General features: G+C 65.8%; 24 protein-coding genes and 1 pseudogene. 10 read left to right on the top strand and 15 right to left on the bottom strand.

Annotation, left to right across the window (positions count from 1 at the left end):
• Position 1: 1 nt before the first annotated feature.
• The 13 genes and pseudogenes from CA951_RS00275 to dnaA form a co-directional block, all read right to left on the bottom strand.
• A complete protein-coding gene (locus CA951_RS00275; RefSeq protein WP_087555308.1) occupies positions 2-553 on the bottom strand; it encodes an ATP/GTP-binding protein in 552 nt (183 codons plus the stop codon).
• A 13-nt stretch (positions 554-566) separates the two neighbouring features.
• Positions 567-941: a DUF742 domain-containing protein gene (locus CA951_RS00270; RefSeq protein WP_087554944.1), complete on the bottom strand. Its 375-nt coding sequence runs from the start codon at positions 939-941 to the stop codon at positions 567-569.
• A gap of 7 nt (positions 942-948) precedes the next feature.
• Complete coding sequence (locus CA951_RS00265) at positions 949-1,365, bottom strand: roadblock/LC7 domain-containing protein (protein ID WP_005249096.1); 417 nt, start codon at positions 1,363-1,365, stop codon at positions 949-951.
• Entirely contained in the window at positions 1,362-4,172 is a 2,811-nt protein-coding gene (locus CA951_RS00260) for a sensor histidine kinase (protein ID WP_087554943.1), read from the bottom strand. Before CA951_RS00260 ends, CA951_RS00265 begins: the two co-directional genes overlap by 4 nt.
• Positions 4,173-4,597: 425 nt before the next feature.
• Positions 4,598-6,640 (bottom strand): DNA topoisomerase (ATP-hydrolyzing) subunit B, encoded by a 2,043-nt coding sequence (gene gyrB, locus CA951_RS00255; RefSeq protein ID WP_087554942.1) that lies wholly within the window; start codon positions 6,638-6,640, stop codon positions 4,598-4,600.
• Between the two features lie 197 nt (positions 6,641-6,837).
• On the bottom strand, positions 6,838-7,776 hold the full coding sequence (locus CA951_RS00250; RefSeq protein ID WP_087554941.1) for an alpha/beta fold hydrolase: 939 nt from the start codon (positions 7,774-7,776) through the stop codon (positions 6,838-6,840).
• A 42-nt stretch (positions 7,777-7,818) separates the two neighbouring features.
• Entirely contained in the window at positions 7,819-8,937 is a 1,119-nt protein-coding gene (locus CA951_RS00245; RefSeq protein WP_087554940.1) for a PDR/VanB family oxidoreductase, read from the bottom strand.
• The gene (locus CA951_RS00240) at positions 8,934-9,842 is read right to left on the bottom strand and encodes a metal-dependent hydrolase (RefSeq protein ID WP_087554939.1); all 909 of its coding nucleotides are present in this window, start codon (positions 9,840-9,842) and stop codon (positions 8,934-8,936) included. The genes CA951_RS00245 and CA951_RS00240 overlap by 4 nt, the downstream gene beginning before the upstream one ends.
• A gap of 125 nt (positions 9,843-9,967) precedes the next feature.
• The gene (locus CA951_RS00235; RefSeq protein ID WP_087554938.1) at positions 9,968-10,531 is read right to left on the bottom strand and encodes a DUF721 family protein; all 564 of its coding nucleotides are present in this window, start codon (positions 10,529-10,531) and stop codon (positions 9,968-9,970) included.
• Positions 10,521-11,753, bottom strand: a complete 1,233-nt coding sequence (gene recF / locus CA951_RS00230; protein ID WP_087554937.1) for a DNA replication/repair protein RecF — start codon at positions 11,751-11,753, stop codon at positions 10,521-10,523. Before recF ends, CA951_RS00235 begins: the two co-directional genes overlap by 11 nt.
• Positions 11,754-12,686 (bottom strand): annotated as a pseudogene (gene gnd, locus CA951_RS00225) (phosphogluconate dehydrogenase (NAD(+)-dependent, decarboxylating)); the annotation flags it as partial.
• A 40-nt stretch (positions 12,687-12,726) separates the two neighbouring features.
• Positions 12,727-13,911 (bottom strand): DNA polymerase III subunit beta, encoded by a 1,185-nt coding sequence (gene dnaN / locus CA951_RS00220; RefSeq protein ID WP_087554935.1) that lies wholly within the window; start codon positions 13,909-13,911, stop codon positions 12,727-12,729.
• A gap of 660 nt (positions 13,912-14,571) precedes the next feature.
• Positions 14,572-16,158, bottom strand: coding sequence for a chromosomal replication initiator protein DnaA (dnaA, locus tag CA951_RS00215; protein ID WP_087554934.1), 1,587 nt, complete (start codon positions 16,156-16,158; stop codon positions 14,572-14,574).
• 738 nt (positions 16,159-16,896) lie between these two features.
• Between dnaA and rpmH the strand changes: the two genes are divergently transcribed.
• The 6 genes from rpmH to CA951_RS00180 all read left to right on the top strand — a co-directional run bounded on the left by rpmH (position 16,897) and on the right by CA951_RS00180 (position 21,089).
• Positions 16,897-17,040 carry a 50S ribosomal protein L34 gene (rpmH, locus tag CA951_RS00210; protein WP_005263481.1) on the top strand — a complete coding sequence of 48 codons (144 nt, stop codon included), beginning with the start codon at positions 16,897-16,899 and terminating at the stop codon, positions 17,038-17,040.
• Between the two features lie 27 nt (positions 17,041-17,067).
• Positions 17,068-17,445 (top strand): ribonuclease P protein component, encoded by a 378-nt coding sequence (rnpA, locus tag CA951_RS00205; RefSeq protein WP_087554933.1) that lies wholly within the window; start codon positions 17,068-17,070, stop codon positions 17,443-17,445.
• On the top strand, positions 17,442-17,807 hold the full coding sequence (gene yidD, locus CA951_RS00200) for a membrane protein insertion efficiency factor YidD (protein ID WP_087554932.1): 366 nt from the start codon (positions 17,442-17,444) through the stop codon (positions 17,805-17,807). Before rnpA ends, yidD begins: the two co-directional genes overlap by 4 nt.
• Positions 17,808-17,811: 4 nt before the next feature.
• Positions 17,812-18,915, top strand: a complete 1,104-nt coding sequence (gene yidC, locus CA951_RS00195; protein WP_087554931.1) for a membrane protein insertase YidC — start codon at positions 17,812-17,814, stop codon at positions 18,913-18,915.
• Positions 18,916-18,934: 19 nt separating this feature from the next.
• On the top strand, positions 18,935-19,489 hold the full coding sequence (locus tag CA951_RS00190) for a protein jag (RefSeq protein ID WP_037234922.1): 555 nt from the start codon (positions 18,935-18,937) through the stop codon (positions 19,487-19,489).
• A gap of 1,195 nt (positions 19,490-20,684) precedes the next feature.
• Positions 20,685-21,089, top strand: coding sequence for an SgcJ/EcaC family oxidoreductase (locus CA951_RS00180; RefSeq protein ID WP_087554929.1), 405 nt, complete (start codon positions 20,685-20,687; stop codon positions 21,087-21,089).
• A gap of 380 nt (positions 21,090-21,469) precedes the next feature.
• Here CA951_RS00180 and CA951_RS43920 read toward each other — a convergent pair whose 3' ends face one another.
• On the bottom strand, positions 21,470-21,853 hold the full coding sequence (locus CA951_RS43920) for a hypothetical protein (RefSeq protein ID WP_256973159.1): 384 nt from the start codon (positions 21,851-21,853) through the stop codon (positions 21,470-21,472).
• A 136-nt stretch (positions 21,854-21,989) separates the two neighbouring features.
• Here CA951_RS43920 and rsmG point away from each other — a divergent pair, with 136 nt between their 5' ends.
• The 4 genes from rsmG to CA951_RS00155 all read left to right on the top strand — a co-directional run bounded on the left by rsmG (position 21,990) and on the right by CA951_RS00155 (position 25,702).
• Entirely contained in the window at positions 21,990-22,673 is a 684-nt protein-coding gene (rsmG, locus tag CA951_RS00170; protein ID WP_012690670.1) for a 16S rRNA (guanine(527)-N(7))-methyltransferase RsmG, read from the top strand.
• Positions 22,674-22,742: 69 nt separating this feature from the next.
• On the top strand, positions 22,743-23,756 hold the full coding sequence (locus CA951_RS00165) for a ParA family protein (RefSeq protein WP_087554928.1): 1,014 nt from the start codon (positions 22,743-22,745) through the stop codon (positions 23,754-23,756).
• Positions 23,753-24,847 carry a ParB/RepB/Spo0J family partition protein gene (locus tag CA951_RS00160; RefSeq protein WP_087554927.1) on the top strand — a complete coding sequence of 365 codons (1,095 nt, stop codon included), beginning with the start codon at positions 23,753-23,755 and terminating at the stop codon, positions 24,845-24,847. Before CA951_RS00165 ends, CA951_RS00160 begins: the two co-directional genes overlap by 4 nt.
• A gap of 156 nt (positions 24,848-25,003) precedes the next feature.
• Positions 25,004-25,702 carry a hypothetical protein gene (locus CA951_RS00155; RefSeq protein ID WP_087554926.1) on the top strand — a complete coding sequence of 233 codons (699 nt, stop codon included), beginning with the start codon at positions 25,004-25,006 and terminating at the stop codon, positions 25,700-25,702.
• 16 nt (positions 25,703-25,718) lie between these two features.
• Here the strand turns inward: CA951_RS00155 and CA951_RS00150 are convergent, their stop codons facing one another.
• Entirely contained in the window at positions 25,719-26,918 is a 1,200-nt protein-coding gene (locus tag CA951_RS00150; RefSeq protein WP_087554925.1) for an N-acetylmuramoyl-L-alanine amidase, read from the bottom strand.
• Positions 26,919-26,938 lie beyond the last annotated feature (20 nt).

Here is a 26,938-nt window from a genome sequence, read left to right as displayed (position 1 = left end):
CTCAGTACGCGGCCGTGTGGAGCTTGGTCAGTGCGTATTCGGTGATCGCGACCAGGGCGCGTTTCGCCGATTCCCGGTCACGCGCGTCGATCGGGATGATCGGCACGTCCTCGGAGATCGCAAGGGCCGCCCGAATGTCCTCGATGGGGTAACGCGGGGCGTCGTCGAACTCGTTGATCGCGACGAGGAACGGCAGCTGCCGGGCCTCGAAGAAGTCGACCGCCGCGAAACTCTCGTCCAGCCTGCGGGTGTCGATCAGGACGATCGCCCCGATCGCACCGCGGATCAGGTCGTCCCACATGAACCAGAACCGGTGCTGACCGGGGGTTCCGAACAGATACAGCACCAGGTCGTCGGCCAGGCTGATGCGACCGAAGTCCATGGCGACGGTGGTCGTGGCCTTCTGCGGCGTTGCGGCCAGGTTGTCGACGCCGTCGCTGGCGTTGGTCACGAGCGCTTCGGTGCGCAGCGGGACGATTTCGGAGACAGCTCCCACCAGCGTGGTCTTGCCGACGCCGAACCCGCCGGCGATCACGATCTTGGTCGAGGTCACCCGATTGCGGGGATCAGATTTCGCGAAGTCCACTGAGGACCCTTTCGATGAGTTCACGACGTTCGGAGTCGGTCGAGTCTTCCTTCAGGGTGGCCAGGATCTGAAGATGACCGGCCTCGACCAGGTCTGCGACCAGGACGCGTGCCACTCCGAGGGGCACACCCACCCGGGCGGCGATCTCGGCGACCGAAGGCGACTGCTGACACAACGCGACGATGGCCGCGTTGACGTCGTCGAGTTCCCACTGCCGGTCCACCGACTGCGGCAGTGCCTGAATCAACGCTTCGAGGGCGAGCTCGACCGCGGGCCGGGTCCGGCCCGACGTCAGCGAGTACGGGCGCACGATGTTCGGGCCCGGCCGCTCCGAGTGGTGGTCGTTCATGGGCATGGGCTGGTCAGAGACCCTGCGGGGTGCGGGCCGTGGCCTGCACCGATGCGCCGACGCGGTCGACCAGGATCGCCATCTCGTAGCCGACCTGCCCGATGTCGCATTCGGCGTCCGTCAGCGTCGCGAGGTGCGAACCGTCGCCGACGCTCATGAGCAGCAGGTACCCGTGCTGCATCTCGACCACCGACTGCAGCACGCCGCCACCTTCGAACAGCCGGGACACACCGGCCGACAGGCTGGCGAGCCCCGACGTGACCGCGGCGAGCTGCTCGGCCCGGTCGATGGGGAGGTGGGCGCTGGCCGCCATCAGGAGACCGTCCGCGGACACCAGCACGGCATGCGAGACACCGGGCACGTCACTGGCGAAGTTCGACACCAACCAGTCGAGAGGTCGCGTGACGTCGGATCCATGAGCGGTGTTCATCGGTCTCCTTCAATGCTGTTGCGTTCCGCGAGCCTCGTGGCCCTGCCGTTTCGGACGCCCTGCTGGTGACGACTGAGATTGGCGCGAATTGTCTCAGGGTCGCGCACCCGGCGCAGGGTCCCCGTATTGTGCGCGCCCTCGACCGTGCCGGGAACCAGCCGGTCGCCGGGACGCCGCTTCGGCAGTCCGATCTCCGGGTCGACCTCGACGGGGGTCTCGTTGATCCTTTCCGCGGCGGACCATCCGGCGTCACCGGCGGAATGCCAGACGCCGGGTGCGCCCTCGGTGCCGGTCGGATCGGTCAGCCAGTCGGACACCATGTCGGAGAAGATCGGGGTGCCGCCGCCGGGCCGCGGGGTGGCCTCGGCCGGGGGCGGATCGATCCGCGACTGGAAGAACGACGCGGTCTTCGCCGAGTTGGTGCGGTAGCGGTGCCGGACCGGGCTCTGATCGTCGCCGTTCGACGACGGGGGCGCCTCGATGCGGTTCTCGCTGCGTGGTGCGTGCTGCGGCTGCGATTCCGCCGGTGCCGTCTCCGACTGGGATTCCGGGGTCGCGGCCTGCGGCCGCCGCACGGGCAGCTTCGGCATCGCTCCGGATCCGCGGACGTTGACGGTGTCCCGGGACTGTGCGGCCGGGGCAACGGCCGACGATCCCGCGCCGGCCGCGATGCCACTGGCACCGGGCTGCCGTCGGGGCAGGCTGGTGCCCGACGCCGTCGCCACGACACCCGCGGGAGCCGGGCTCGGCGCCGGTGTGGACGGGGTGCGGGTCGGCAGTCCGTTGCGGGTGGCCGGCAGCTGCGGGTTGTCCTTGCGCGGCGCGGGGGCAGCGGGCGCCGGGATGGCGGTCCGGACCGGTGCCGCGGGAATCTTCCGCTGCGATCCGGTGTCCTGCCGCGCCGCCTGCGACACGATCAGCGCATTCGGGATGTGGATGCTGACGGTCACACCCGGGTTGCGGGCGGTGTCGAACGTCGACCGCAGGCGCACGGTCAGACCGTGTCGCTTCGCGAGCCGGCTGACGACGAACAGGCCCATGTGACGGGCGGTCTCGGGACCGACCTCGCCACCCGACGCCAGGCGTTCGTTGACGGCGCGCATGTCGTCGGCCGGGATACCGATGCCGCGGTCCGCGATCTCGAGCAGCACTCCGCCGTCCACGGCGCGGGCGAAGCTGAACGTCACCGACGTGTCCGGCGGCGAGGCGCGCAGCGAGTTGTCGACGAGTTCGGCGAGCAGGTGCACGACGTCGGTGACGACGGTGCCGCTGAGTGCGCCTTCGGGGGTCGCACCCATCTGGACGCGCTGATAGTCCTCGACCTCGGAGATCGCGGCACGCAGCACGTCGCCGAGCGGGATCGGTGCCGCCTGCGACCGACGCACGCGGGTGCCGGCCAGAATCAGCAGGTTCTCACCATTCCGGCGCATACGCGCGGCCAGGTGGTCGAGGCGGAACAGGCTCTCGAGCCGCTTCGGATCCTTCTCCTCGAACTCGAGGTTCTCGATCAGGCCGAGCTGCTGGTCGACGAGCGACTTGCTTCGGCGGGCGAGCGTTTCGAACATGTCGTTGATCTGCAGGCGCAGTTGGGCCTGCTCACCGGCGAGCTTGAGTGCCTGTCCGTGGATGTCGTCTACGGCGCGGGCGAGCTGCCCGATCTCCTCGGACGAGTGCACGGCCACCGGCTCGAACGACAGTGCCCTCGGATCGTCGCTGGCCTTGATCTGCTCGATCGCGTCCGGAAGGTCGCGGCGGGCGGCCTTCAGGGCGCCGTACCGCAGTCGGCGGATCGGGCCGATCAGCGACCGCGACACGAGGAGCGCGAGGACGAGCGCGGCGAGCAGCGTTCCGAGGACGATCGCCGTGTCACGCAGCGCGGCGGACCGGGTCTCGGCGGCGCGAACCTGCACGGTGGACGCGATGTCCTTCGCCGCCTCGCTGGTCAGTTCCTGGTAGACGTCGCGGCTCGCGATGAGGGAGGAACGCAACTGCAGGATGGGCAGCACCCCGCCGCGCGCCGCGTCGGCCAGGCCCTTGTCGATGAGAGCGTTGCGGTCGTTGATGTTGTTCCGCAGCGTCTGGAGCCGCTCGTCGCCCTTCGGGTAGTACCGGTCGAGGACGTCGAGGAGGCTCGATTCGGCGCCGGCGGCCGCGACGACTGCGGAGGTGGGAATGTTGCCCGTACGGGCCTTCTCCCGTCCTTCGGGACTGGCGTACACGTCCTTCACGATGACGAGACCCATGGCCTGTTCGAATAGGCGGCGCTGCGCCTGCCAGGCGTTGGTCAGCTGGTAACCCTTGTCGACGACCTCGCTGTCCTCGATGGGACGGACGATGTCGTCGACTTCGCGGATGAAGTCCGCGGCGAACGCGCGCTGGCGTTCCGCGAGCAGATCGGTGGCGACACCCGGAGAGTCCATCAGATTCAGGAGGGCCCGGCCGTCCGAGACGGTCTGGTTGATGGAACTCGCGACAGCGGGATCCAGTTCGGGGTTCCGGGCTTGTTCGGCCACGTCGTTCATCAGGGATTCCGCGGTCGCCCGGTCCTCCTTGGTGAGGGTGCCCGAGGCGTAACCACTGGTCACGGTACCCATCGAGGCCTCGAGGGCCACGATGTCCGGGACGACGACGATCTGGTCGGCGGCCTCGGTGAAGTGGACGGCGTTGCTCAGCTCGCCCTGCACGCGGAGCCCGCCGAGCACCATGGCGACGGTGACGGGAACTGCGAGTACCGCAGTGACCTTCCACCGCAGGCCCCAGCCCTCGATATCCCAGAACTTTGCCCGGGGCGGCGAATCGTCGCTCATCCCACGCTTCCTTTCCAACCACTCATAGCTTGTCGCTCTGTGCTCGTGACCCCGCCCGTGAGAGGGCAGCCGTACCGGATCGGACGACACGCGTCGACAGAGGAAAGTGATCGATCAGTTGCGCTGTGCGCAGCGCTGCCCGACGCACCGATTTCCGAATGTAACGAGTTCATCACATCCCCATGGGGAACGTTCTTACCACAGAAATTCCCCGATCCTTACTTCCGAGTAACATGCGCACCACTGTTCCCAGACGTTGCCGCCACGGGGTGGATCAGCCGACCAGGCTACACAGAATCGCCGTTCACAGTCGAGGACGGATTTCTGCGTCACCCGGTCCCGCAACCGGCCCACACGGGTGCAGCCACCGGGGTCTTTCGACCACCGGTGGCTGCAGCAGATCCGTATTCTCTTGTGCCCGATACCTAGACGTCGAGGAAGCGGACGTCCTTGGCGTTACGGGTGATGAAGCTTCGCCGGGCCTCGACGTCCTCACCCATGAGGACGCTGAACAACTCGTCGGCCGCGGCCGCGTCGTCGAGCGTCACCAGACGCAGGACGCGCACCGCCGGATCCATCGTGGTCTCCCACAGTTCCTTGGCGTTCATCTCGCCGAGACCTTTGTAGCGCTGGATGCCGTCGTCCTTGTTGATCTTCTTGCCCGACTCGAGGCCGGCCTTGACCAGCGCGTCGCGCTCGCGATCGGAGTACGCGAACTCCGGGTCGGCGCGCTGCCACTTGAGCTTGTACAGCGGCGGCTGCGCCAGGTACACGTGGCCGTGCTCGACGAGCGGCCGCATGAAGCGGAACAGCAGCGTGAGCAGCAGCGTTGCGATGTGCTGGCCGTCGACGTCGGCGTCGGCCATCAGCACGATCTTGTGGTACCGCAGCTTCGCGATGTCGAACTCGTCGTGGATGCCGGTGCCGAACGCGGTGATGATCGACTGGACTTCGGTGTTCTTCAGCACACGGTCGATGCGTGCCTTCTCGACGTTGATGATCTTGCCTCGCAGCGGCAGGATCGCCTGGTACATCGAGTCACGGCCGGACTTGGCGGAGCCACCTGCGGAGTCGCCCTCCACGATGTAGATCTCGGACTTGCTCGGGTCGTTGGACCGGCAGTCGGCCAGCTTGCCCGGCAGCCCGCCGAGGTCGGTGGCGCTCTTGCGGCGAACCAGTTCGCGGGCCTTGCGGGCGGCGACGCGGGCCTGCGCCGACGACACCGCCTTGTTCACGATGGTCTTCGCGTCGGCCGGATTCGCCTCGAACCAGTGCGAGAGGTGCTCGTTGCTCGCCTTCTGCACGAACGACCGGACCTCGGTGTTGCCGAGCTTCGTCTTCGTCTGACCCTCGAACTGCGGTTCACCTACCTTGACGGAGATGATCGCGGCGAGGCCCTCACGGATGTCGTCGCCGGTGAGCTTCGGGTCCTTCTCCTTGAGGAGCTTCTTGTCCAGCGCGTACTTGTTGACCGTCGCCGTCAGAGCCGACCGGAACCCCTCTTCGTGGGTGCCGCCCTCGTGGGTGTTGATGGTGTTCGCGAACGTGTGGACCGACTCCGAGTAGCCGGAGTTCCACTGCATCGCGATCTCGAGTTCGTGACCGGTGCCCTTCGCGGTGAACCCGACGACGGAGTTGTGGATCGGCTGCTTCGTGCGGTTGATGTGCCGCACGTAGTCCTCGAGTCCGCCCGGGTAGTGGTAGACGCGGGTCTTGACCTTGTGGACGGCGGGCGCGTCGGCTTCGGCGTGCTCGTCCTCGGCGGTCTTCGGGGCGTCCGCGACCTGACTGACGACCTCTTCGGTGACCTCGGCGTCGCTGACGCGCTCATCGGTGAGGGTGATCGTGAGGCCCTTGTTGAGGAAGGCCATCTCCTGGAGGCGGCGCGCGACCGTCTCGAAGCTGTAGACCGTGGTCTCGAAGATGTTCGGGTCGGCCCAGAACGTGACCGTGGTTCCCGTCTCCTTGGTGGCCTCGCCCTTGACGAGTTCACCCGGCTTGGAGTCGGTGTACGTCTGGTTCCAGCGGAAGCCGTCGCGCTTGATGTCGACGTCGAGCCGGGTGGACAGCGCGTTGACGACGGAGATACCGACACCGTGCAGACCGCCGGATACCGCGTAGGAGTCGGAGTCGAACTTGCCGCCGGCGTGCAGCTGGGTGAGGACGACCTCGACGGTGGGAACACCGGAGGCGTGCATCCCGACGGGGATGCCTCGACCGTCGTCGACGACCTGGACGCCACCGTCTTCGAGAAGGGTGATCTCGACCTTGCTGGCGTAGCCGGCCATGGCCTCGTCGACGGAGTTGTCGACGACTTCCCAGATCAGGTGGTGGAGACCGCGTTCACCGGTGGAACCGATGTACATACCCGGTCGCTTACGGACGGCTTCGAGTCCCTCGAGGACGGTGATGGAAGAAGCGCCGTAGTCCTTGCTGGAGGTGCTTTTGTCTGACTTCTGGGCAGCCACGGGTGGGTAGCTCTCCTTCTCCGTCCAATGCCCGACGCAGGCGCCCACCGCCCTGGTCGGGCACGCGGGAGACGAGAATCGGGAATCTTGCCGCTAGTTACCTCGGCCATCTTACTGGTACGTCTGGCCCAGGAGCGGGCTATGACACCCCTGAGCGCCCCGTAGACGAATTTTCAGGGCGCTTCGGGAGTGAAAACCTAGGCCGACGCGCTCTCGGACGGCCCGTCCGGGACATTTCCCCACTGCCGGTCCTCGACGTCGAGCACGAACTCCGCGGCGAGTTGCGCGATGTCCTCGGCGTGGGAGATGGGCGACCAGTGACCGGCGTCGACCCCTCGACGGCGCAGGTCGGGTGCCCATTTCTCGGTGTCCTCGTACCCGACGGGCCGCACCGCCTTGTCGTTCTTGTTCAGGATCAGCTGGACGGGAACGTCGGTGTACCGTTCACGCGGCTTGAACAGGCTGGTCCGGATGTTGGCCCGGTACAGCTTGAGACCGTTGACCATGTCGTCCGCCAGCGTCGGCGCCGGGCGCACCAGCGTGGGGTCGAGGCGGTCGAAGAACTTCAGGAACGCCGGCCAGTGCCGGGCGAACCACAGCCGCAGCGGCAGCGTCGCCAGGCCCGGAATCTGGAACAGGACGGTGTAGCCGGACGCGACTGCCTGTGCGAGCGGCCCGCCGAACTTGCGGTCCGAGATGCGGCGGCGCATCCACTTGCCGAGGTGGTCGAGGTTCGGCCCGGAGACGGAGGTGAACGACGCGATCCGCGTGCGGGCGCCCGGTTCGCAGACCGCCTCCCACGCCTCCACCGACCCCCAGTCGTGCGCGAGCACGTGCACCGGCCTGCCGGGGCTGACGGCGTCGATCACCGCGAACAGGTCGCTCGCCAGTGCGGGCAGCCGGTAGTCCTCGACCCGGGTGGGCACGGTGCTCTCGCCTGCGCCGCGGCTGTCGTAGCTGATCACCCGGAACCGTTCCTTCAGGAACGGCACCACCCGGCTCCACAGTTCGTGGGTGTCGGGCCAGCCGTGGACGAGCACCATCGTCTCGCCGGCGGGGTTGCCGTCCTCGAACACGGCGAGGTCGACGGAACCGTTGGCGATCCGCCGGGCGGTGCCGGACGTGGATGAAGTCATGGGGGGTCCTCTGGTCGTCGTTCGGGTTCGGGAAGTTGTGGGTTACAGGTCGAGGACGAGACGGCCGCTGTCGGCGCGGGACACGCAGATCAGCATCTCGCTCTCCTGCTCGGTGTCGGTGAGCCGGGTCTCGCGGTGGTCCGGGGTGCCGGACAGCACCTTGACCCTGCACGTCCCGCAGAAGCCCTGCTGGCACGAATACCCGACTCCGGGCATCGTCTTCTTGATGACCGTGAGCGCGGATTCGTCGGCGGGCACGGTGAGTACTTCACCGGTGCTGACGAGCTGCACCTCGAATTCGGTTCCGCCCAGGACCGGCGGTGCCCCGAATCGCTCGAAATGCAGTGCGGTGGCCGGGCTTCCGGGAAAGGCGCGGCGTACCGACTCGAGCATCGGGGTCGGCCCGCAGCAGTACACGGCGCCGCCGGGCGCGGCACGCCCCAGCAACTCCTCGGCGGTCGGCAGGCCGAACTCGTCGTCGGGGCGGATGAAAACCCGTGACCGATCGAATGTTTCGATCTCGTCGAGGAACGGCATCGACTGCCGCGACCGGCCCGAATACACGAACTGCCAGTCCATCCCGAGTTCACGCGCGGCGCGCACCATCGCCAGGATCGGCGTGATGCCGATACCACCGGCGACGAAGAGGGCACTCCCCTCGCCCACGAAAGGAAATCCGTTGCGGGGACCGCGAACCGTCACCGACGCCCCCGGCTCGAGGGCGTGCATCTCGAGGGATCCGCCGCCGCCGTCGGGGATCCGCCGGACGGCGACGCTGTAGCCCGTGCGGTCGGACGGGTCGCCGCACAGCGAGTACTGGCGTCGCAGCCCGGACGGCAGGTGGAAGTCGAGGTGCGAACCCGGCTGCCACGCAGGAAGTTCCGCGCCGTTTTCGGCCTCGAACCGCAGCTGCACGACGTTGTCGTCCAATGCGACGACGTCCCGCTGGGAGACAACCATTGTCATCGCCACGTCGGGGTTGTGTCCGGCGACGCCGGGGTCGTACTCGTACGCGGTGAGAACGCGGAGATACTTGGCGGCCATCGCCTCGGTGAGGCGCATGGCGCGGTCGGGGCGCGGACGGCCCTTGATGTCCGGCGGCGCGTCGTAGCGGGGCAGCCCCTGCCCGGCGAGTACCTCCCGAACCTGGGACAGCTTCATCGCTCGGCCGCCTGAGCCGCCGGCGAGGATGCCAGGTACTTCACGGCCTGCGCCGTCGAACCCTCGTTGCTCGGGTGGTACGCACGCGTGAAATACGTGGACATCCGCTTCCCGAGTTCCCATGCTGTGGGGAGGGTGCCGCGCTTGCCCGCCCCGAAGAAATCGGTCAGGTGCGGCTTGCGGCGGTGCGCCGACCACTGCGCGAGCTCCGGATCGTTCCGCATGAGGAATCGGGTGCCACGCACCCACAGCCACACGATGACCGGGGTCACGATCAGCTGGGTGCGGATCCGCCGGGACTCCCGCTTGTCGAAGTACCGCATCACGTCGTACGCCACCGACCGGTGCTCGACCTCCTCGGCGCCGTGCCAGCGCAGCAGGTCGAGCATCGTCGGATGTATTCCCACCCGGTCGAGGCCGTCGGCGTTGAGGACCCAGTCGCCGAGGAACGCGGTGATGTGTTCGATGGCGGCGATGACCGCCAGCCGCTCGATCAGGTAGTTCTTCTCACGCAGCCCGGTCAGCGGTCGCGGTCCGAGGATCTTGGAGAAGGTCCATTCCATCTGCTCGGTGAAGGGCGTCGGATCGAGACCCTTCTTCTTCAGGTGCACCAGCACGCCGGTGTGCGCGTTGGCGTGCATCGCTTCCTGGCCGATGAATCCGACGACGTCGTCGCGAAGCTGCTCGTCCTCGATCAGCGGCAGGGCCTCTTTGAACGTCTCGACGAACCACTCCTCGCCCGCGGGCAGAAGGAGGTGCAGGACGTTGAGGACGTGCGTGCTGAACGGGTCGCCCGGGATCCAGTGCATCGGGAGATTCGACCAGTCGAACTCCACGTTCCTGGCCTGCAACAGGATGTGGTCCGGTTCGGGGATCGTGGTCCGGGGTGCAGTCGGGGCGGACATCTCATTACTCCTTCGTGCCGGCGGCTGCGCCACGACGAAGGCTTGTGGCACAGTTCACTCTATGACTTGGAGTAACTGTAACACTGGGTAATAGACAAAACTAGGGACCGAACGCCCGCTCCGGCCTACCCGTAGGTGTCCCGCGGGCCGCGCCCCCGGATGTGCCGATCGCCTTTTCGCCAGCTCGGCGCGGTCGGACCGGTGATCCGGAGCGACTTCACGACGCCGTCGCCGACGGCCGCGGCGATCTTCGCGAGAATCTGCGACTGCATCATCCGGAGCTGGGTCGCCCAGGCCGTCGACTCCGCGGAGACGCTCAGAATTCCGTCCCGCAGCCCGGTCGGCTCGGCGTGCGCGGCGATGTCCTCACCGACCACCTGCACCCACCGTCCGAGGACCGTCCCCTCGGACACCTTGGGAGACCAGCCGCGTTGCTTCGCGAGCGCACTGGTCAGCGCACCGAACGGCTGGGGATCGCGGTCGTCGGGCCCCGGACCGGACCAGCCTCGCCGGCGCCGGGCGCGCAACGCCCGCACACCGGTCCCGGACCGGCGACCCTGCCCGACGGATTTTCCACTCGCCTTCGCCGCGGCCCGCGCCTCCTCGAGGGCACGCCGGGCGAGATCGATTCCCTTCACCTCCGGTTCGGGAGCCGCCGCGGGCGCGGTGGGTTCGGCATCATCCGTCATGGCTGTCCTCCCTCTCTTCCAGGATGTGTGAAATTCGTCCTCGATCGGTGTCGCGGGCCTCCACGCCGAATCGGACGGCATCGAGTTCCTCTGGTACATCTTCCGGCACGGCGGCCGTGATCAGCACCTGTTCGGCGTCCAACGCCACCTTGGCGAGGGCGCTGCGTCGCTTGCGGTCGAGTTCGGCGAACACGTCGTCGAGCATGAGGACCGGATCGCTGCCGTCCGACCGCAGCAGGGCGAATCCCGCGAGGCGCAGCGACAAGGCGAACGACCACGACTCGCCGTGACTCGCGAACCCCTTCGCCGGGGTGTCGCCGAGTTGCAGTTCGAGATCGTCACGATGCGGTCCGACGAGGCACACACCCCGCTCGATCTCCTTCGAGCGCATCACGGACAGCTCCTGGAGGAACCGCTCCTCGAGGAACGCGATGTCGCCCGCCTCGGGTACTCGAGCCGGCTCGGTGAACTCCGGCGGCAGCGAGGACCCCAGACTGGAGCGGTAGCGGATGCTCGCGGGCCTCGATTCGGGCGCCAGCGACTGGTACGACTCGGCCAGGTGCGGCGCGAGATCGTGGACGAGGTGCAGCCGCCCGGCCAGCAGTTCCGCGCCGTGCGCGGCGAGATGTCCGTCCCAGACCTCCAGTGTGGCAAGGGCACTCGCGCCGTCCTCGCTCGGCTGACCGCTGCCGCGCGAAGACCGCCGCAACGCGCCGCCCGCGGTCTTGAGCAACGCCGACCGCTGTCGCAGCACCCGTTCGTAGTCGGCGCGGACCGCCGCCATACGGGGGATCCGGGACGTGAGGAGTTCGTCGAGGTACCGCCGTCGATCCCCCGGGTCCCCGCGGACCAGCGACAGATCCTCCGGCGCGAACAGCACCGTCTGCAGAATTCCGAGAATCTCCCGCGGCCGCCGGGTGGGCGACTGGTTGATCCGCGCCCGATTGGACTTGCCCTCGTTCAACTCGAGATCGACCGTCAGTTCCCGGCCGGCGTTGACGACGGTGGCCCCCGCGAACGCCTGAGCCGTGCCCGTCCGGATCAGCGGGGCGTCCGAACTGACCCGATGCGACGAGAGCGTCGACAGGTAGCCGAGCGCCTCGAGCACATTCGTCTTGCCGTGCCCGTTGGGTCCGACGAAGACGGTGCAGCCCGGACGCAGGGCGAGACCGAGAGCGTCCCAGGAACGGAAATCTCTGAGCGAGAGTGCGCGAACGAACACCTACGTTCCAGAACCGGCTTCTGCCTCGCCTGCCGCCTTCTTCACGGCGTGACCACCGAACTGGTTGCGCAGCGCCGAGACGGCCTTCATCGCGGGGGAATCGTCCTGACGGGACGCGAACCGCGCGAACAGCGCGGCCGAGATCACCGGCGCGGGCACAGCGTGGTCGATCGCCTCCAGAACGGTCCAGCGGCCCTCACCGGAATCGTCTGTGTAACCGGAGATCTCGGCGAAATCGGGATCCTCACCCAGCGCCTTGACGAGCAGTTCCAGCAGCCACGACCGGACGACGGTGCCGTTGGTCCACGCGCGCAGCACACCGTGGACGTCGGTGACGAGGTCTTCGGCCTCGAGCAGTTCGTAGCCCTCGGCGTACGCCTGCATCAATCCGTACTCGATGCCGTTGTGGATCATCTTCGCGTAGTGGCCTGCGCCGATCGGACCTGCGTGCACGAAGCCGTCCGCACGCTCACCCTCGGGGCGGAGTGCGTCGAAGATCGGCAGCGCCCGCTCGATGTCCGCATCCGACCCGCCGGCCATCAGCCCGTAGCCGTTCTCGAGTCCCCAGACCCCGCCGGACACACCGCAGTCGAGGTAGCCGATGCCGTGGGAACCGAGCAGCTCACCGTGAATCTTGTCGTCGGTGTATCTCGAGTTGCCGCCGTCGATCACCAGGTCGCCGCTCTCGAGCACCGACGCCAGCCCGGTCACTGTGTCCTGGGTGATCTTCCCTGCCGGAACCATCACCCACACGACGCGCGGAGGCTCGAGTCGCTGCGCGAGTTCCTCCAGCGACGCCACATCCGTGACCTCGGGTCGGGGGTCGTAGCCGACCACCTCGTGCCCGTGCGCGCGCAACCGCTCGCGCATGTTGAATCCCATTTTTCCGAGCCCGACCAACCCGATCTGCATCGTGATCTCCGTCCACTCGTGAGATTTCTTTCGGCAGTACTGGTTTCGCTTCCGCGAATCGTCAGCCCGGCAGACGCACCGGCATCAGCAGGTACGTGTACGCGCTCTCCGGCGCCGCGAAGTTGCCGGAATCGTCGGGCTCGATCTCGTCCTCGGTGGCCGGACGCAGCACCGCGGGGCGGCTGGGGGTCGTGAAACCGAACAGCACCTGCTCGCTGTGCAGCGACGACAGCCCGTCGATCAGGTAGCCGGGGTTGAAGGCAATGGTGAGCGGCTCACCCTGGAAGACGGCGTTCAAGCCTTCCTCGGCGCGACCGGCATCGTCGCCACCGGCGGAGAGCAGCAGGCCCTCGGTCGAGAACTGCAGACGGACCTGCGCACCGCGCTCGGCGACGAGGGCGACACGCTTGATGGCCTCGACGAGCGGGGCGATCTCGACGGTGGCCAGTGCCGTGTGCTCGGACGGCAGCAGCTGCCGGAACTTCGGGAACTCGGCGTCCAGCAGGCGGGTGGTGGTGCGGCGGCCGTCGTGGACGATGCCGAGAAGGCCGTCGTTTCCGACCGCGGAGCCCGAACCGAGAGCCAGCTCGACCGGTGAAGTGGCATCTCCCGCAAGGGTTTTCGCCGACTCGGAGAGCGTCTTCGCGGGGATGAGGACGGCCGCGGTGGTGTCCGGGTTCGCCGGCGACCACTCGAGTTCGCGAACCGCGAGACGGAACCGGTCGGTGGCCGCGAGCACGATCGCGTTGCGTTCGATCTCGACCCGGATGCCGGTGAGCATCGGCAGGGTGTCGTCCTTGCCCGCCGCGACAGCCACCTGACTGATCGCCTCGGAGAACAGGTCCGCGGGAATCGAGCCGGTCTGCTGCGGCAACTGCGGAAGCTGGGGATAGTCCTCGACCGGCATCGTGGGCAGGGAGAACTTGGCACTTCCGCAGGTGATCAGCACGCGGGTGCCCTCGAGTGTCACGTCGACGGGCTTGTTGGGGAGCGACTTCGTGATGTCGGCGAGAAGCTTGCCCGAGACCAGGACCTGACCGACGCTACCGACCTCGGCCCCGACCCTGACCTGGGCCGACACCTCGTAGTCGAATCCGGAAACCGTCAACCCTTGCTCGGTCGCGTCCAGGAGTACTCCGCCGAGGACGGGCACAGGAGGCCGCGACGGCAGACTGCGAGCGACCCATGCCACTGAATCAGCGAATTCTTCCCGGGAGACACGAAACTTCAGGCTTCCAAGCTCCATCGCCGGGTTGTTCCTCTCGGTAGGCACGGTTGTTCGCCACGGTCGGGCCGTGACCACAGCACTGCAGTCTTTCACAGAGCGGCGATGCATAACCGTATGCCCTCGAGGACGAACTTGAAAGCGGAACGCGTCCGTCCTCGAGTCTCCGACGGAGGCCTGTGAACGGACGCGATCCCCAACCCTGTTTTCAAAGAGGTTTTTAGAAGAATTAATGAGAAGTACTATTAGGTCCTGTGGAATCTGTGGACGAACAGCTGTAGACGCTGGTCCCTCCGCTTACTCGTATGGGGAATTCTCGAGGACAAACTCGAGGACCGATTCGACACCCGTGTGGACTACTCGAGGTTGTTCAAAGTTCTGCACGTTCTGTCCACAGAGATTCCACCTCATCCCCACATTTATCCACAGGTGTGCATGCTTTATCGCAGGTCCCGGCGTCGGCGTGTTGCCCCGGTGTGTCGCGCCGACGGGGGTTCGTGCGGGCCTCGAGTAGACCCTCGAGCGGTACCTCGAGGACCCGCTCGAGCTCACCCTCGAGGACCGGCTCGAGGAGCCCCTCGAGTTGTTCGAGGCGGCGGAGCCGGGCCACAACTCCCGCGATACGACGTGTGCCCCCGGTAGACGAGCTACCAGGGGCACAGGAGAGGCGGAGGCGGGTGACTACCTCTTGGAACGCTGCTTGATCCGGGCGGTGAGCTCCTGGACCTGGTCGTAAACCTTCCGCCGCTCCGTCATCTCCTTGCGAATCTTCTTGTCCGCGTACATGACGGTAGTGTGGTCGCGGCCGAACGTCTGCCCGATCTTGGGCAGCGACAGATCGGTCAGCTCACGGCACAGGTACATGGAGATCTGGCGGGCGGACGCCAGTGGACGCGCCTTGCCGGGCCCGCACAGGTCGTCGATCGACATGTTGAAGTACTCCGCGGTGACCGCCATGATCGTCGCCGCATTGATCTCGAGACTCGACGAATCCGGCATCAGGTCCCGCAGCACCACCTCGGCGAGCGTGAGGTCCAGGGGTTGCCTGTTCAGGGACGCGAACGCCGTCACCCGGATGAGGGCACCCTCGAGTTCCCGGATGTTGCGTTCGATCCGGGAGGCGATCAACTCGAGGACGTCGTCGGGCACCTCGAGCCGGTCCATTCGGGCCTTCTTGCTGAGGATGGCGATGCGGGTCTCGAGTTCGGGGGGCTGAACGTCGGTGATCAGGCCCCATTCGAACCGGGTGCGCAGGCGTTCCTCGAGTGTCGCCAGTTGCTTCGGCGGCCGGTCGGAGGAGACGACGATCTGCTTGTTCGCGTTGTGCAGGGTGTTGAAGGTGTGGAAGAACTCCTCCTGGATACCTTCCTTGCCCTCGATGAACTGGATGTCGTCCACCAGCAGCACGTCGGTCTCGCGGTAGCGACGCTTGAACGCCACCTTGCGGTCGTCACGGAGGCTGTTGATGAAGTCGTTGGTGAATTCCTCGGTGGAGACGTACTTCACGCGCATCCCCGGGAACAGCCGCTGGGCGTAGTGGCCGGCGGCGTGCAACAGGTGCGTCTTGCCGAGTCCGGACGCACCCCAGATGAACAACGGGTTGTATGCGCGCGCCGGGGCCTCGGCGATGGCGACCGCCGCGGCGTGGGCGAACCGGTTGGACGAGCCGATCACGAACGTGTCGAACGTGTACTTCGCGTTGAGGCTGTTCCCGCCCGTCGCCGCAGGTGTGGGGCCTGCGGGCGGCTTCGTGAAGTACGACGGCCAGGATTCGTGGACGCTGGCGAGGGCCTCGCTGTCGTCGTCCACCTCCTCGAAGTCCGTGGTGTCGGAGTAGGGCTGGTCTTCACCGGAGCCGAAGCGGCGCCTGCGGAACGTACCTGAACTGGTGACGGAAGACTCGAGGTGGCGAGGGGTGTGCACAGGTTCCGGCTCGGGCCTGCGCTCCCGGCTCGGGGCCTCGGATTCGGGTTCGTCGTCGACCGGGGCGGCGATGCGCACACCGAGGCCCTCGACCTGCTCACCGAGGTGCCGGCCGAGCGCGTGGAGGATCGGCTCACGCAGATCCCGTTCGATCGCTTCCTGCGCGAAGGGCGACGGAACGGACAGGAGCGCGAAGCCCTGTGCGAGTGTCAGCGGTTTGACGAGCGCCAACCACGCCTTCTGTCCCCTCGTCAACGGCGGCAGATCGCCGCCGGGCGAATCGGATGTGAGGTCGGCGACGACGTCGATCCAGATCCGTGCGAGAGCATTCGGATCGTCGTTCACGTGGTTCCTCCCCAGTGTGTTCGCGGACTCGGCGCGTGCGGTGCCGAGTCCAGTGTCGGTGCCGTCGTCGAGGCGGAAATGGGAGCTTCCCCGACCTGAGGATGGACCCCGTACGGACCTACGAATATGCCATCTGAACTGTGTTTCCACACAATTATCCACAGATGTGGACAAACCGCAGACGCCGTTTGTTTGGGCGTTGTGGCGCGGCGAGGAGTCCAGATTGAGCGCGCTGACCTGCGCTTATGCATACGAAATCTGGAAGAGCGGGTGCGGGGACCCGAGAAGTGAAGGGCGTCAGGAACCCTCGTGATGATCCGAAACGGGACACCATCTGTGCCCTGTGGATGAATTGTGGTGAATGTGCAGATGAGAACGGTGAAGTCGAGAGCTGGGCACTCGATCAGGGTTCATCGGCGAGACCATGCATAGACGCTAGCAACAGTGTCGGCAACCTCACAGCGGTTTGGCACATTGGAAGTTGGGGTGCAAGCATTTGTCGATCCTCGGCGTGTCGGTCAGCCGATTCGCGGGGGAATCGCAGGTGAGCGAGTTTGACCTGACCGGGAGTGGTAAGTACTCTCGAACAGTCACCCTGTGGTGAGGTGGCGGTTTCGTGCTGGCTCGAGTCCAGTTTCGGAGTCGTTCCATCCCCACCTGTGGATGAACACCTGAGTTTTCGCCAATGTTAGATCCATGACGCCGGGAGGCGTCGATGAACTTCGAGGAGTGTTGACCGTGGCCAAGGGCAAGCGGACGTTCCAGCCGAACAACCGACGCCGCGCGCGCGTTCACGGCTTCCGTCTTCGTATGCGGACCCGTGCGGGTCGTGCAATCGTTTCGGCGCGTCGCCGTAAGGGCCGCGAATCCCTCACCGCCTGATCCCGACACTGGGTTCGGGAGCTCGGGGTGTTGCCTGAGCCGCACCGATTGCGTCGTCATTCAGATTTTTCGTTGACTGTGCGACGTGGTCGTCGGATGGGTAGACGCGATCTGGTTGTGCACGCTTTCGACCGTGCGCAGGCAGATGAGCTGGTGAGTAGCGGCGGTCCGCGATTCGGACTGGTTGTGAGTAAGGCTGTCGGGCCGGCGGTGATTCGACATCGAGTCGCACGCCGGCTTCGTCATATCTGCATCGACCTCGTGGACGTGGTTCCACAGGGAACCGATGTGGTGATTCGCGCTCTTCCGGGAGCTGCGACTGCAAGTAGCCGGGACCTGGAGAAGCAACTCCGTGCAGGTCTCCTTCGATTGGATCTTCTTGCACCCGTGAGTAACTCCACATGAAAAGCGCACTCCACGAGTCGCGCGCCGACACGGCCGAGGGCACCTCCTCGGCCTCTTCCGCGTGGAAGTCGGTCCGTGCGTTACCGGCACGCACTCTCATATTCTTCATCGAGCTCTACCGGACGTATGTGTCGCCCCTGCGGTTGCCGACCTGCCGGTTCATGCCGACCTGTAGCGAGTACGCGGTGGAATCCCTGCGTACCCACGGGGCGATCAAAGGCCTTCTTTTGACGGTGGTTCGGTTGGCGAAGTGTGCCCCCTGGCACCCTGGAGGGTGGGACCCGGTCCCTGCCCGTCACGACCGTCATGCGGGTAGCCGTCGTTGCTGTCCGGCGAACGTGGACGAACAGAGGAGTACATAGAGCCGTGCTCGACTTCATTTACTATCCGGTGTCCGGGATCCTGTGGGTCTGGCACAAGGTTTTCGGTGCCATTCCCTTCCTGGGTCCGGACAGCGGCATCACGTGGGCGCTCTCCGTGGTGTTCCTCGTGTTCACGCTGCGTGCCGTGCTGTACAAGCCGTTCGTCAAGCAGGTCCGCACGACGCGCCAGATGCAGGAACTTCAGCCGCAGATCAAGGCTCTGCAGAAGAAGTACTCGGGTGACCGCCAGCGCCAGGCCACCGAGATGCAGAAGCTCCAGAAGGAGCACGGGTTCAACCCGATCATGGGCTGCCTCCCGGTTCTCGCGCAGGCGCCGGTCTTCATCGGCCTGTTTCACGTGCTTCGCTCGTTCAACCGCACCGGCACCGGTATCGGTCAGCTCGGCATGTCGGTCGAGGCCAACGCGAACACCCCGAACTACTTCTTCAGCGTCGAGGACGTGCAGTCCTTCCTGAGTGCCCGCCTGTTCGGTGCCCCCATCTCGGCGTGGATCACGATGCCGAAGGCGCAGCTCGACGCGTTCGCCGCATACGGTCCCATTCCCACCGTGTTGAACATCGCGGTTGTCGCGGTCCCGCTGATGGTCATCGCCAGCATCGCAACGCACTTCAACTCGCGTGCGTCCGTCGGGCGCCAGAGCCCCGAGGCCGCCGCGAACCCCCAGTCGGCGATCATGAACAAGCTCGCGCTGTGGGTCTTCCCGCTCGGTGTGCTCGTCGGTGGTCCGTTCCTCCCCATCGCGATCCTCCTGTACTGGGTGAGTAACAACATCTGGACGTACGGGCAGCAGCACATCGTCTTCCGTCGCATCGACGCGGAAGAGGAAGAGAAGAAGCAGGCTGCCATCGCACGCCGCGCGGACAACGCTCCGAAGCCCGGCGCACGGCCCGATCTCACCAAGAAAAAGAAGAAGTCCGCGACCGCAACGGACGGTTCTCTCTCCGACAACGAACCGGAGATCGTCGAGGGCGTCATCGAAAGCGACGTCTCCGATCAACCGAGTGGTGACGGATCGGCGTCGAAGCCGAAGCCCGGTGCCCGCCCCCAGTCCAACCGCGGAAAGTCCCCCAAGCGCAAGCGGCGCTGATTCAGAAAAGAGAACGAGCATGGCTAGTGAGCCTGACATCGCAGTGGACGGAGATGAGACAGACGTGACTGCACCGACGCAGAACCCGGACACCGAGGTGGATTCCGATTCTGACGACTACTTGATCGAGGAAGGGGAAATCGCCGGCGACTACCTGGAGCAGTTGCTCGACGTACTCGACTTCGACGGCGACATCGACCTGGACGTCGAGGGCGACCGCGCTGTTGTCAGCATCGACGGTGGAGACGATCTCACCAAGTTGGTCGGGCGCAAAGGTGAGGTGCTGGACGCACTTCAGGAGCTGACTCGCCTCGCCGTGCAGCAGGCGACGGGCGAACGCAGTCGACTGATGCTGGACATCGCCGGATGGCGTGCCGGCCGTCGCGCCGAACTGACCGAGCTGGGTTCCTCGGCAGCACGTCGCGTCCTCGAGAGCGGCGAACGCGAGGAGCTCGCTCCGATGACGCCGTTCGAGCGCAAGATCGTTCACGACGCGGTCGCGAAGGTCGACGGAGTATCGAGCGAGAGCGAAGGCGCCGAGCCGTCACGTCGCGTGGTCGTCATCAAGGACTGATCCACACACGCACCACCTAGGCGGGGCTCCCGGATTCACCTCCGGAGCCCCGCCTTTTTCTATGCGTATGTCGCGGGAGTCGATGTCTCGGTTAGTCACTTTGGCGTCGTTTCGTTTCACGTGAAACACAGACCCCTCCCCTCCCCCACCGAGGCTCCGTGCCCGGCCGCCGTCGCGCAGCAGATGTAGACGCGGGGGCACGTGAGAACTGAACGTCGTGTGGCATGCGGACTCGAGTATCGTTCGCACGCTCATCTTCGGATCCGTGTCGTCGACCCTGTCGCCGAACACTCACTTGCAGCGGCCTACGGCTCGTTCGAGTTGATGATCGACCCGGTGCATTCCTCGCGGCTCGAGACGAATCGAAAAGGCGGATTCGCTGCCTCCGCCTCAAACGTGTCGGCGACCCGTGATCTCGAGTTCGATCTCCCGCGCGCTGATCCCGACTCGAGTAGGTCGGGAGGGGCGACGGGATGTCATGTGCGAATGGTCGGGCCGAGACTGCGCACCGGCGGACCGGGTCGAGATCGACTGGCACGTGATGCTTGCACTGCCGCCGGTGCCGCCGATCGCGGGACGACGCTGCTTGCCCGCAGTCACTACGCCCGTCTCGAGTCCCACGACGATTAGGTGCACCCGGCGGTGATTGACCGGCGGATTCGCAGTCACCGCCGTGGCTGGGGTGCGGGTCGGCTGCACCGGCACCCTCGTCGCGGCAGAGGAGGTCGGTCGCCTCGTCCACTACATCGTCGTTATGTCCCTCGAAGGCGATAGCTACCGCCTCAAAAGTTGCGACTCTGGCCGTGTAGTGGACTCGGCAGACATTCACCGCGGAGGCGGCGGTCGCGAGCGGTATCCCGCCGACGATCATCCCGACAGGAGACAGAATCGGATCGCGGCCTCGACCGCCAGGTGGGTCTTCCGGTGCGGGGCAGTCAGTGAAGCAGCGCATTGTCTTTCGCGGGTCCCGAGACCGCGCGGCCCTGGCAAGTGCTCGAGTCCCGCTCGAGTTCGCGGGCGTCGCCAACGGTTGAACTCCTCGAAATAAAATGCGGCCGCACGTCGCGCCGGCGGACATGCTCTGCGCCGGGTGTCTACCCGACGGGTGCACCGAGCTTGGCGATGAGTTTCGACGCGTTCCGAAGTCCACACCATCCAAGGGGCTGAACCGGGGCCCGTCGAGTGGATGGAGTGACTGATGAGCGAGGACGAACAACAGATCCGGAATCTGATCGACCGTTGGGCCGAGGCCGTGCACAGTGGTGACATGGCTGGGGTTCTCACCGACCACTCCGACGACATCGTGATGTTCGACGTGCCGCCACCCTACGAAGGCGCTCGCGGAATCGACGAGTATCGCGAGACATGGCCACCGTTCTTCGAATGGCAGTCGAGTGGTGCCAGGTTCGAGTTGGTGTCATTGGATGTGACCGCGGGCGAGGACGTTGCATTCGCCCACGCTCTCCTCCGGTGCGGAACGGAAATGGAACTCGCCGACAATCCGGAGAACCGCCTTCGGCTCACCTTCGGGTTGCGGAAGGAGAATGGTCGTTGGCTCGTCGCTCACGAGCATCATTCCTTCCCCGACACCAGTGTCTGACGGACGGCCGATGCGGGTCGGAGATGGTCATCTTTTCGGACTTTTCGGACGAATTTAGGTTGTAGTTTCACCCACCTAACCACACCCGGGAGTTTCGTCACTGTGATGATTGTGAAATCGGGAATCATCGGTGCGACAGGGTGAGTCCGGTGGAAGCGTTGGTGGCAGTCGGAAACAGGTATTCGCGCGACGCCTGTTCCACGTGAAACACCGACCCGATGTTGCACGTGAAACTGCTCGCGACTCAACCGGGTCCTGTGAACCTCTTGTCGTCGAAGGCGAGGCGCGGCGGGACGGGTAGGCATGAGTCCGACGTGTCGCGCGTGTAGCGCCGCGATCTTGTCGAGTCAGGATCGGCTGGCTCGTCCGCTATCTGGATGTCATCTCCGTCGGGGCGACAGCGCGAGGGGTGCAGACTTCCCGGCGCCTGCGCGCTCGCCCGGCGGTTCCACGTGAAACATCCCGTGGGCGACGTCGATGTGATGTCCGCGTGTCCCGTCCCATCCGGTCATTGCGAACACGTCACCGGTGAACGCGATAGACGCGGGAACCGCACAGAGGGCCGAGTGCACGACGACGATCGTCTGTTGCTGGCCGTGCCGCTCGATCGTCAAGTCGACCGGACCGGACAGCGATCGGGTCGCGGCGGCCGCGTCGGCAAACGCGGGTGTGTCCTTGCCCTCGACCGCAGTGATGACGACGCCGGTCCTGACGCCCGCCTGCTCCGCGCGGGGCCCGGTCCGGGCCACCAGCAGAACGTCCAACCCCTCCCCTCCCCCACCGGAAGGGGTGCGACTCGACACTGTCCGGCGTTGCGCGTTCGAGTTGAGGGACATAGTCGCGGGCGAGGGCGGATAATGGAGAGGCTGTGTTTGTTGATTTCGCGTCATTCGCGGGAGGATGTTTCACGTGGAACCGAATGCTGGAGAGCCGGCCGAATGGGACGAACAAGCGGCGGCACGCCAGGTGTTCGGTGAACGATTCGATATTGCGGAGCGCTACTACAAGTCGTTGGCGACCGACGGTGTCGAGCGGGGGTTGATCGGGCCGCGGGAGGTTCCCCGACTCTGGGAGCGTCACCTTCTCAACTGTGCCGTCGTCGGTGAGTTGATCGCTGAGGGTGAGTCGGTCGTCGACGTCGGAAGCGGTGCCGGGTTGCCCGGCATCCCCCTCGCGATCGCCAGGCCCGATCTCCGTATCACGTTGGTCGAGCCCCTGCTGCGCCGGTCGGTGTATCTCGCGGAGTTCGTCGAGTCGAACGGTCTGGATGTGCTTGTCGTCCGGGGGCGTGCCGAGGAGTCCGGCGTGGTGAAGGAAGCAGGCGGCGCGGACGTCGTCACTTCCCGGGCGGTGGCCCCGTTGGAGAAATTGGCCAAGTGGTCGCTGCCGCTTATCCACGAGCATGGGAGAATGCTCGCATTGAAAGGTTCGAGCGCCGCCGAAGAGATTTCCCGTGATCGCGCTTCCCTGACTCGGTTGGGTGCTGGCAAGCTGGATATCGTGGAATGCGGGGTGGGCCTGCTTCCTGTCCCCACCGTTGTCGTTCGGGCAGAACGTTTACCGAAACGCCGTCAGCGTCGATGACGATGAGCACGGTGGACGAGGGAGTGAGTATGTCGAGTAACGAGCGATTCCCAATTGAAGGAGTAGTCAATGTCGGGTGGGCCTGAATCCGCCGTTTCACGTGAAACAGTTTCACGTGAAACCGACCATCAATCCGACCAGGCGACGAGCTCCGGGAACGGAGACGACGGATTCACGGCCCCCTACAACGGAATCTCCGTCGAGGAGACTCCGATCGGTGCCGCCGCGCACCGCGCGAGCCAGGTGCTGCACCCGCACTCGGTATCTCTTCCGAAGCCACCCGAACGGCGAATCCTCACCATCGCGAATCAGAAGGGCGGCGTCGGCAAGACGACGAGTGCCGTCAACCTCGCGTCCGCTCTGGCGGTTCAGGGACTGACCGTACTGGTGATCGACCTCGACCCTCAGGGCAACGCCAGCACCGCGTTGGGCGTCGCCCACCACTCCGGCGTGCCGTCCAGCTACGAGCTCCTCCTCGGTGAGGTGACGGCCGCGGAAGCGATCCAGAAGAGCCCGCACAACGACCGGCTGTTCTGCATCCCGGCCACGATCGACCTTGCCGGCGCCGAGATCGAACTGGTCTCCATGGTCGCCCGCGAGGGCCGGCTGAAGGGTGCGCTGTCAGAGAAGGCACTCGGCGAGGTGGATGCCGACTTCATTCTGATCGACTGCCCGCCGTCGCTCGGACTGCTCACGGTGAACGCCATGGTCGCCGCCAAGGAGGTTCTGATCCCGATCCAGTGCGAGTACTACGCACTCGAGGGCGTGGGACAGCTGCTGCGGAACATCGAACTGGTGCAGGCGCATCTCAACCCTGACCTTCACGTGTCGACGGTCCTCCTCACGATGTACGACGGGCGCACCAAGTTGGCGGACCAGGTGGCCGAGGAGGTTCGCAATCACTTCGGGGACGCCGTCCTCCGCGCTGTCATTCCGCGCAGCGTGAAGGTGTCCGAAGCTCCCGGCTACGGGATGACCGTGCTGGATTACGACCCCGGTTCACGGGGGGCCATGAGTTACCTCGATGCGGGACGTGAACTCGCAGCACGCACCGCGCACATCACGAAGCAGGAGCAGCGATGAGTCAGACGCGTAAGGGTGGACTTGGCCGTGGACTGGCTGCGCTCATTCCTACCGGACCGACCACGACCGGCCCGGGGTTGGGTAATGCCGCCGCCGACGTCGTGATCGGGACGGACCGGCGTAGCGTCCTCACCGCTCCAGCGCCGAACTCGTCGGACTCTGCGACCGACGAGAAGACCGCTCCCGCGTCCAAGGGGAACAAGTCCAAGGGAAACAACGCAGGGAGCAACAGGGCCGACGGCGCATCCGGCAACGGTGCCCAACCCCTCCCCTCCCCCACCGGAGCGGTGTACCGGGAAATCGCTCCCGACCTGATCGTGCGGAACCCGAAGCAGCCGCGGCAGGTGTTCGACGACGACGCTCTCGCCGAACTCGTCCACTCGATCCGCGAGTTCGGGCTGATGCAGCCGATCGTGGTGCGCCCGCTCGAGGACGGCAAGTTCCAACTCGTCATGGGCGAGCGTCGGTGGCGTGCCAGCCAGGAAGCCGAGTTGGAGACGATCCCGGCCATCGTCCGTGAGACCGGCGACGACGCCATGCTCCGCGACGCACTGCTGGAGAACATCCACCGCGTCCAGCTGAACCCCCTCGAAGAGGCTGCGGCGTACCAGCAGTTGCTCGAAGAGTTCGAGGTGACTCACGAGGAACTGGCGGCGAAGATCGGCCGCTCGCGTCCCGTCGTCACGAACATGATCCGACTACTGAAGTTGCCGATTCCCGTGCAACGACGCGTCGCGGCAGGTGTGCTGTCCGCCGGTCACGCGCGCGCCCTGCTGTCCCTGGAGGCGGGCGCCGACGCGCAGGAAGTGATGGCGGCGCGGATCGTCGCGGAGGGCATGTCGGTTCGCGCGACGGAGGAGGCGGTGACGCTCGCCAACCGCAACGACGACCAGGCGCAGCCCGCCCAGCGGCGCAAGCCGATCCAGATGCCGGGACTGCAGGACGTCGCCGAGCGGTTGTCCGATTCGTTCGACACGAGGGTCACGGTCAGCCTCGGCAAGCGCAAGGGCAAGATTGTGGTCGAGTTCGGTTCGGTGGACGATCTTCAGAGGATCGTTGGGATGATGGAGGCACAGAAGGCCGATTCGTGAGCGCCTGAGAGAGGCAGAAGTACCCGCGGATGATCCGTCACTGTGACAGCGGCCGCCGGCGGACCAATCCGGCAGAACTATCGGGGGCGAAACACATTGAATACCAGAGGATGTCGAATGATCTGCGGTAGTGACATATGGAGGCTGAGCTAGCCAGTGTCGACTCACGTCACATCGCTCACTCTCGACGGCTTGGACAAACTCTCCGCCCATGCCCGTCGCTGTGTCTTCTGGGAGATGGATCCGGCGGCGATCCACAGTTCGCGCGGATTCTGCGACCAGGAATTCGAGAAGGAAGCATGGCTGTCGATGGTCATGCTCGAATGGGGATCGTGCGGTCAGGTTGCCGTCATGGACGGGAAGCCGGTCGGCAGCGCCCTCTACGCTCCCCCGCGGACCGTGCCCCGCGCGCAGCTACTCCCGACCGCTCCGGTCGGTGCCGACGCCGTCCTCCTCACGAGTCTCCGGCTCGAACCGGCCGGCGAAGAACAGAACCTCGGAACCACGTTGATCCAGGCCGTCGTGGCCGATCTGGTGCGCCGCGGTGTTCGCGCGCTCGAGGCGTTCGGGATCCGCAATACCGAGGGAACCGGGCCGGTCGACACAACGGGACTGGCCTCCGCCACCGCGGCCCGCGAGTGCTCCCCCGAGGAGTGCATGATCCCGGCGGACTTCCTCGAGGACAACGGTTTCGAAATCGTCGCGCCTCATCACCGGTTCCCGCGGCTGCGACTCGAACTGAACCGAGACCACGGATGGAAGGAAGACGTGGAGGCTGCGCTGGAGCGTCTCATCCACACCGCATCTGTGAGCCTGGTCGACATCGGTGAGCGGACACCCGTCGGAGCGCACTGAGCGCTCGGGCGGGAGATTAGAAGCGTTCGGAGGAAGACAGCTCTTCGGCGAGCAACTCCGCGAACGTGAACGTTCCGGTCGGCTGATCGTCCTGACCGAGCAGGTACAGACGCTTCACCGAAATCAGGATCGCCTCGGCGATGGCGTCGCGCGCCCGCGGGTTGGAGAGAACCGTGGCGTCCAATTCGTTGGTGAGGTACCCGAGGTCGATCTGCACGGTCGGCATGTTGGTCAGACGCAGCAGATCCCAGGTGCGGCCGTGGGTGCGGCAGTCCTGCAACGGCGTCCGCGCCACGATCTCCCGCTGGATGAACCCGGTGAGAACCTGACCGATCATCGACGTCGAACCGTGCGAGTTGCCGAAGTGGAAACTGGCGACACCGTTCGCGGACGGGCTGCTGTTGCTGTCGCAGCGCAGCGAGATCATCAGGTCGGCATCGAAGGCGTTCGACGTGGATGCGCGTTCGACGTCAGTCGGGTTCTCGTGGTGCGGGCGGGACAGGAACGTCTCCATCCCCGTGGCGGCCATGCGACCTTCGAGTCGGCTGGCCAGATCCCACAGGATGTCGGATTCCGAGATCGTGCCGTACGGGGAACGGACGATGGTGCCGTAGGTGTTGCCGCCGAGGCCCGGATCGATGACGATCCGCTTGCCGCTCAGCTGCGGTCCGGAGCTACGGACCATTTCCTCTTCGCTCATCGCATGCGGCGACCCACCGGTGACGCGGGTGCCGAGCAATTCGAGCGACCGCAGGGTGGCGGGACCACAGATGCCGTCGGCGACGATCCCGATCTCCCTCTGGAACGAGGACAGGGAGTCGTGGGTCTGCGGGCCGAAGAAGCCGTCGACGCGGCCGACGTAGAACCCGAGGTCCTGCAGGCGGGTCTGCAGGGTGGCGACGTCGTCGCCGTAGAGCGGTGCGGACAGCTGGTAGATCAGCGTGCGCGCGCCCAGGCGGTACGACGCCTCTTTCATGGACCGGTAGGTGGCAGGACCCACGATTCCGTCGACGAGGAGCCCACGCTGCTGCTGGAAGGCCCGTACGGCGCTGTCCAGGTGATGATCGAACACGGCGTCGGGGGCGATCCAGTGAGATCCGTTGATGCCCTCACGCCGGGTGCCGGGCACACCGTTGTGCAGGAAACCGAGACCGGCCAGAGTGCCCCGAATCTCAGCGACGGCCGGACCATGGTCGCCGTGACGGAGTCGGTGCATGTTTCAGGGCCTCTCAGTCC

It is taken from the genome of Rhodococcus sp. NCIMB 12038 (assembly GCF_002165735.1).
Classification (GTDB): domain Bacteria; phylum Actinomycetota; class Actinomycetes; order Mycobacteriales; family Mycobacteriaceae; genus Rhodococcus_F.
This window is presented reverse-complemented; position numbering and strand designations above follow the sequence as displayed.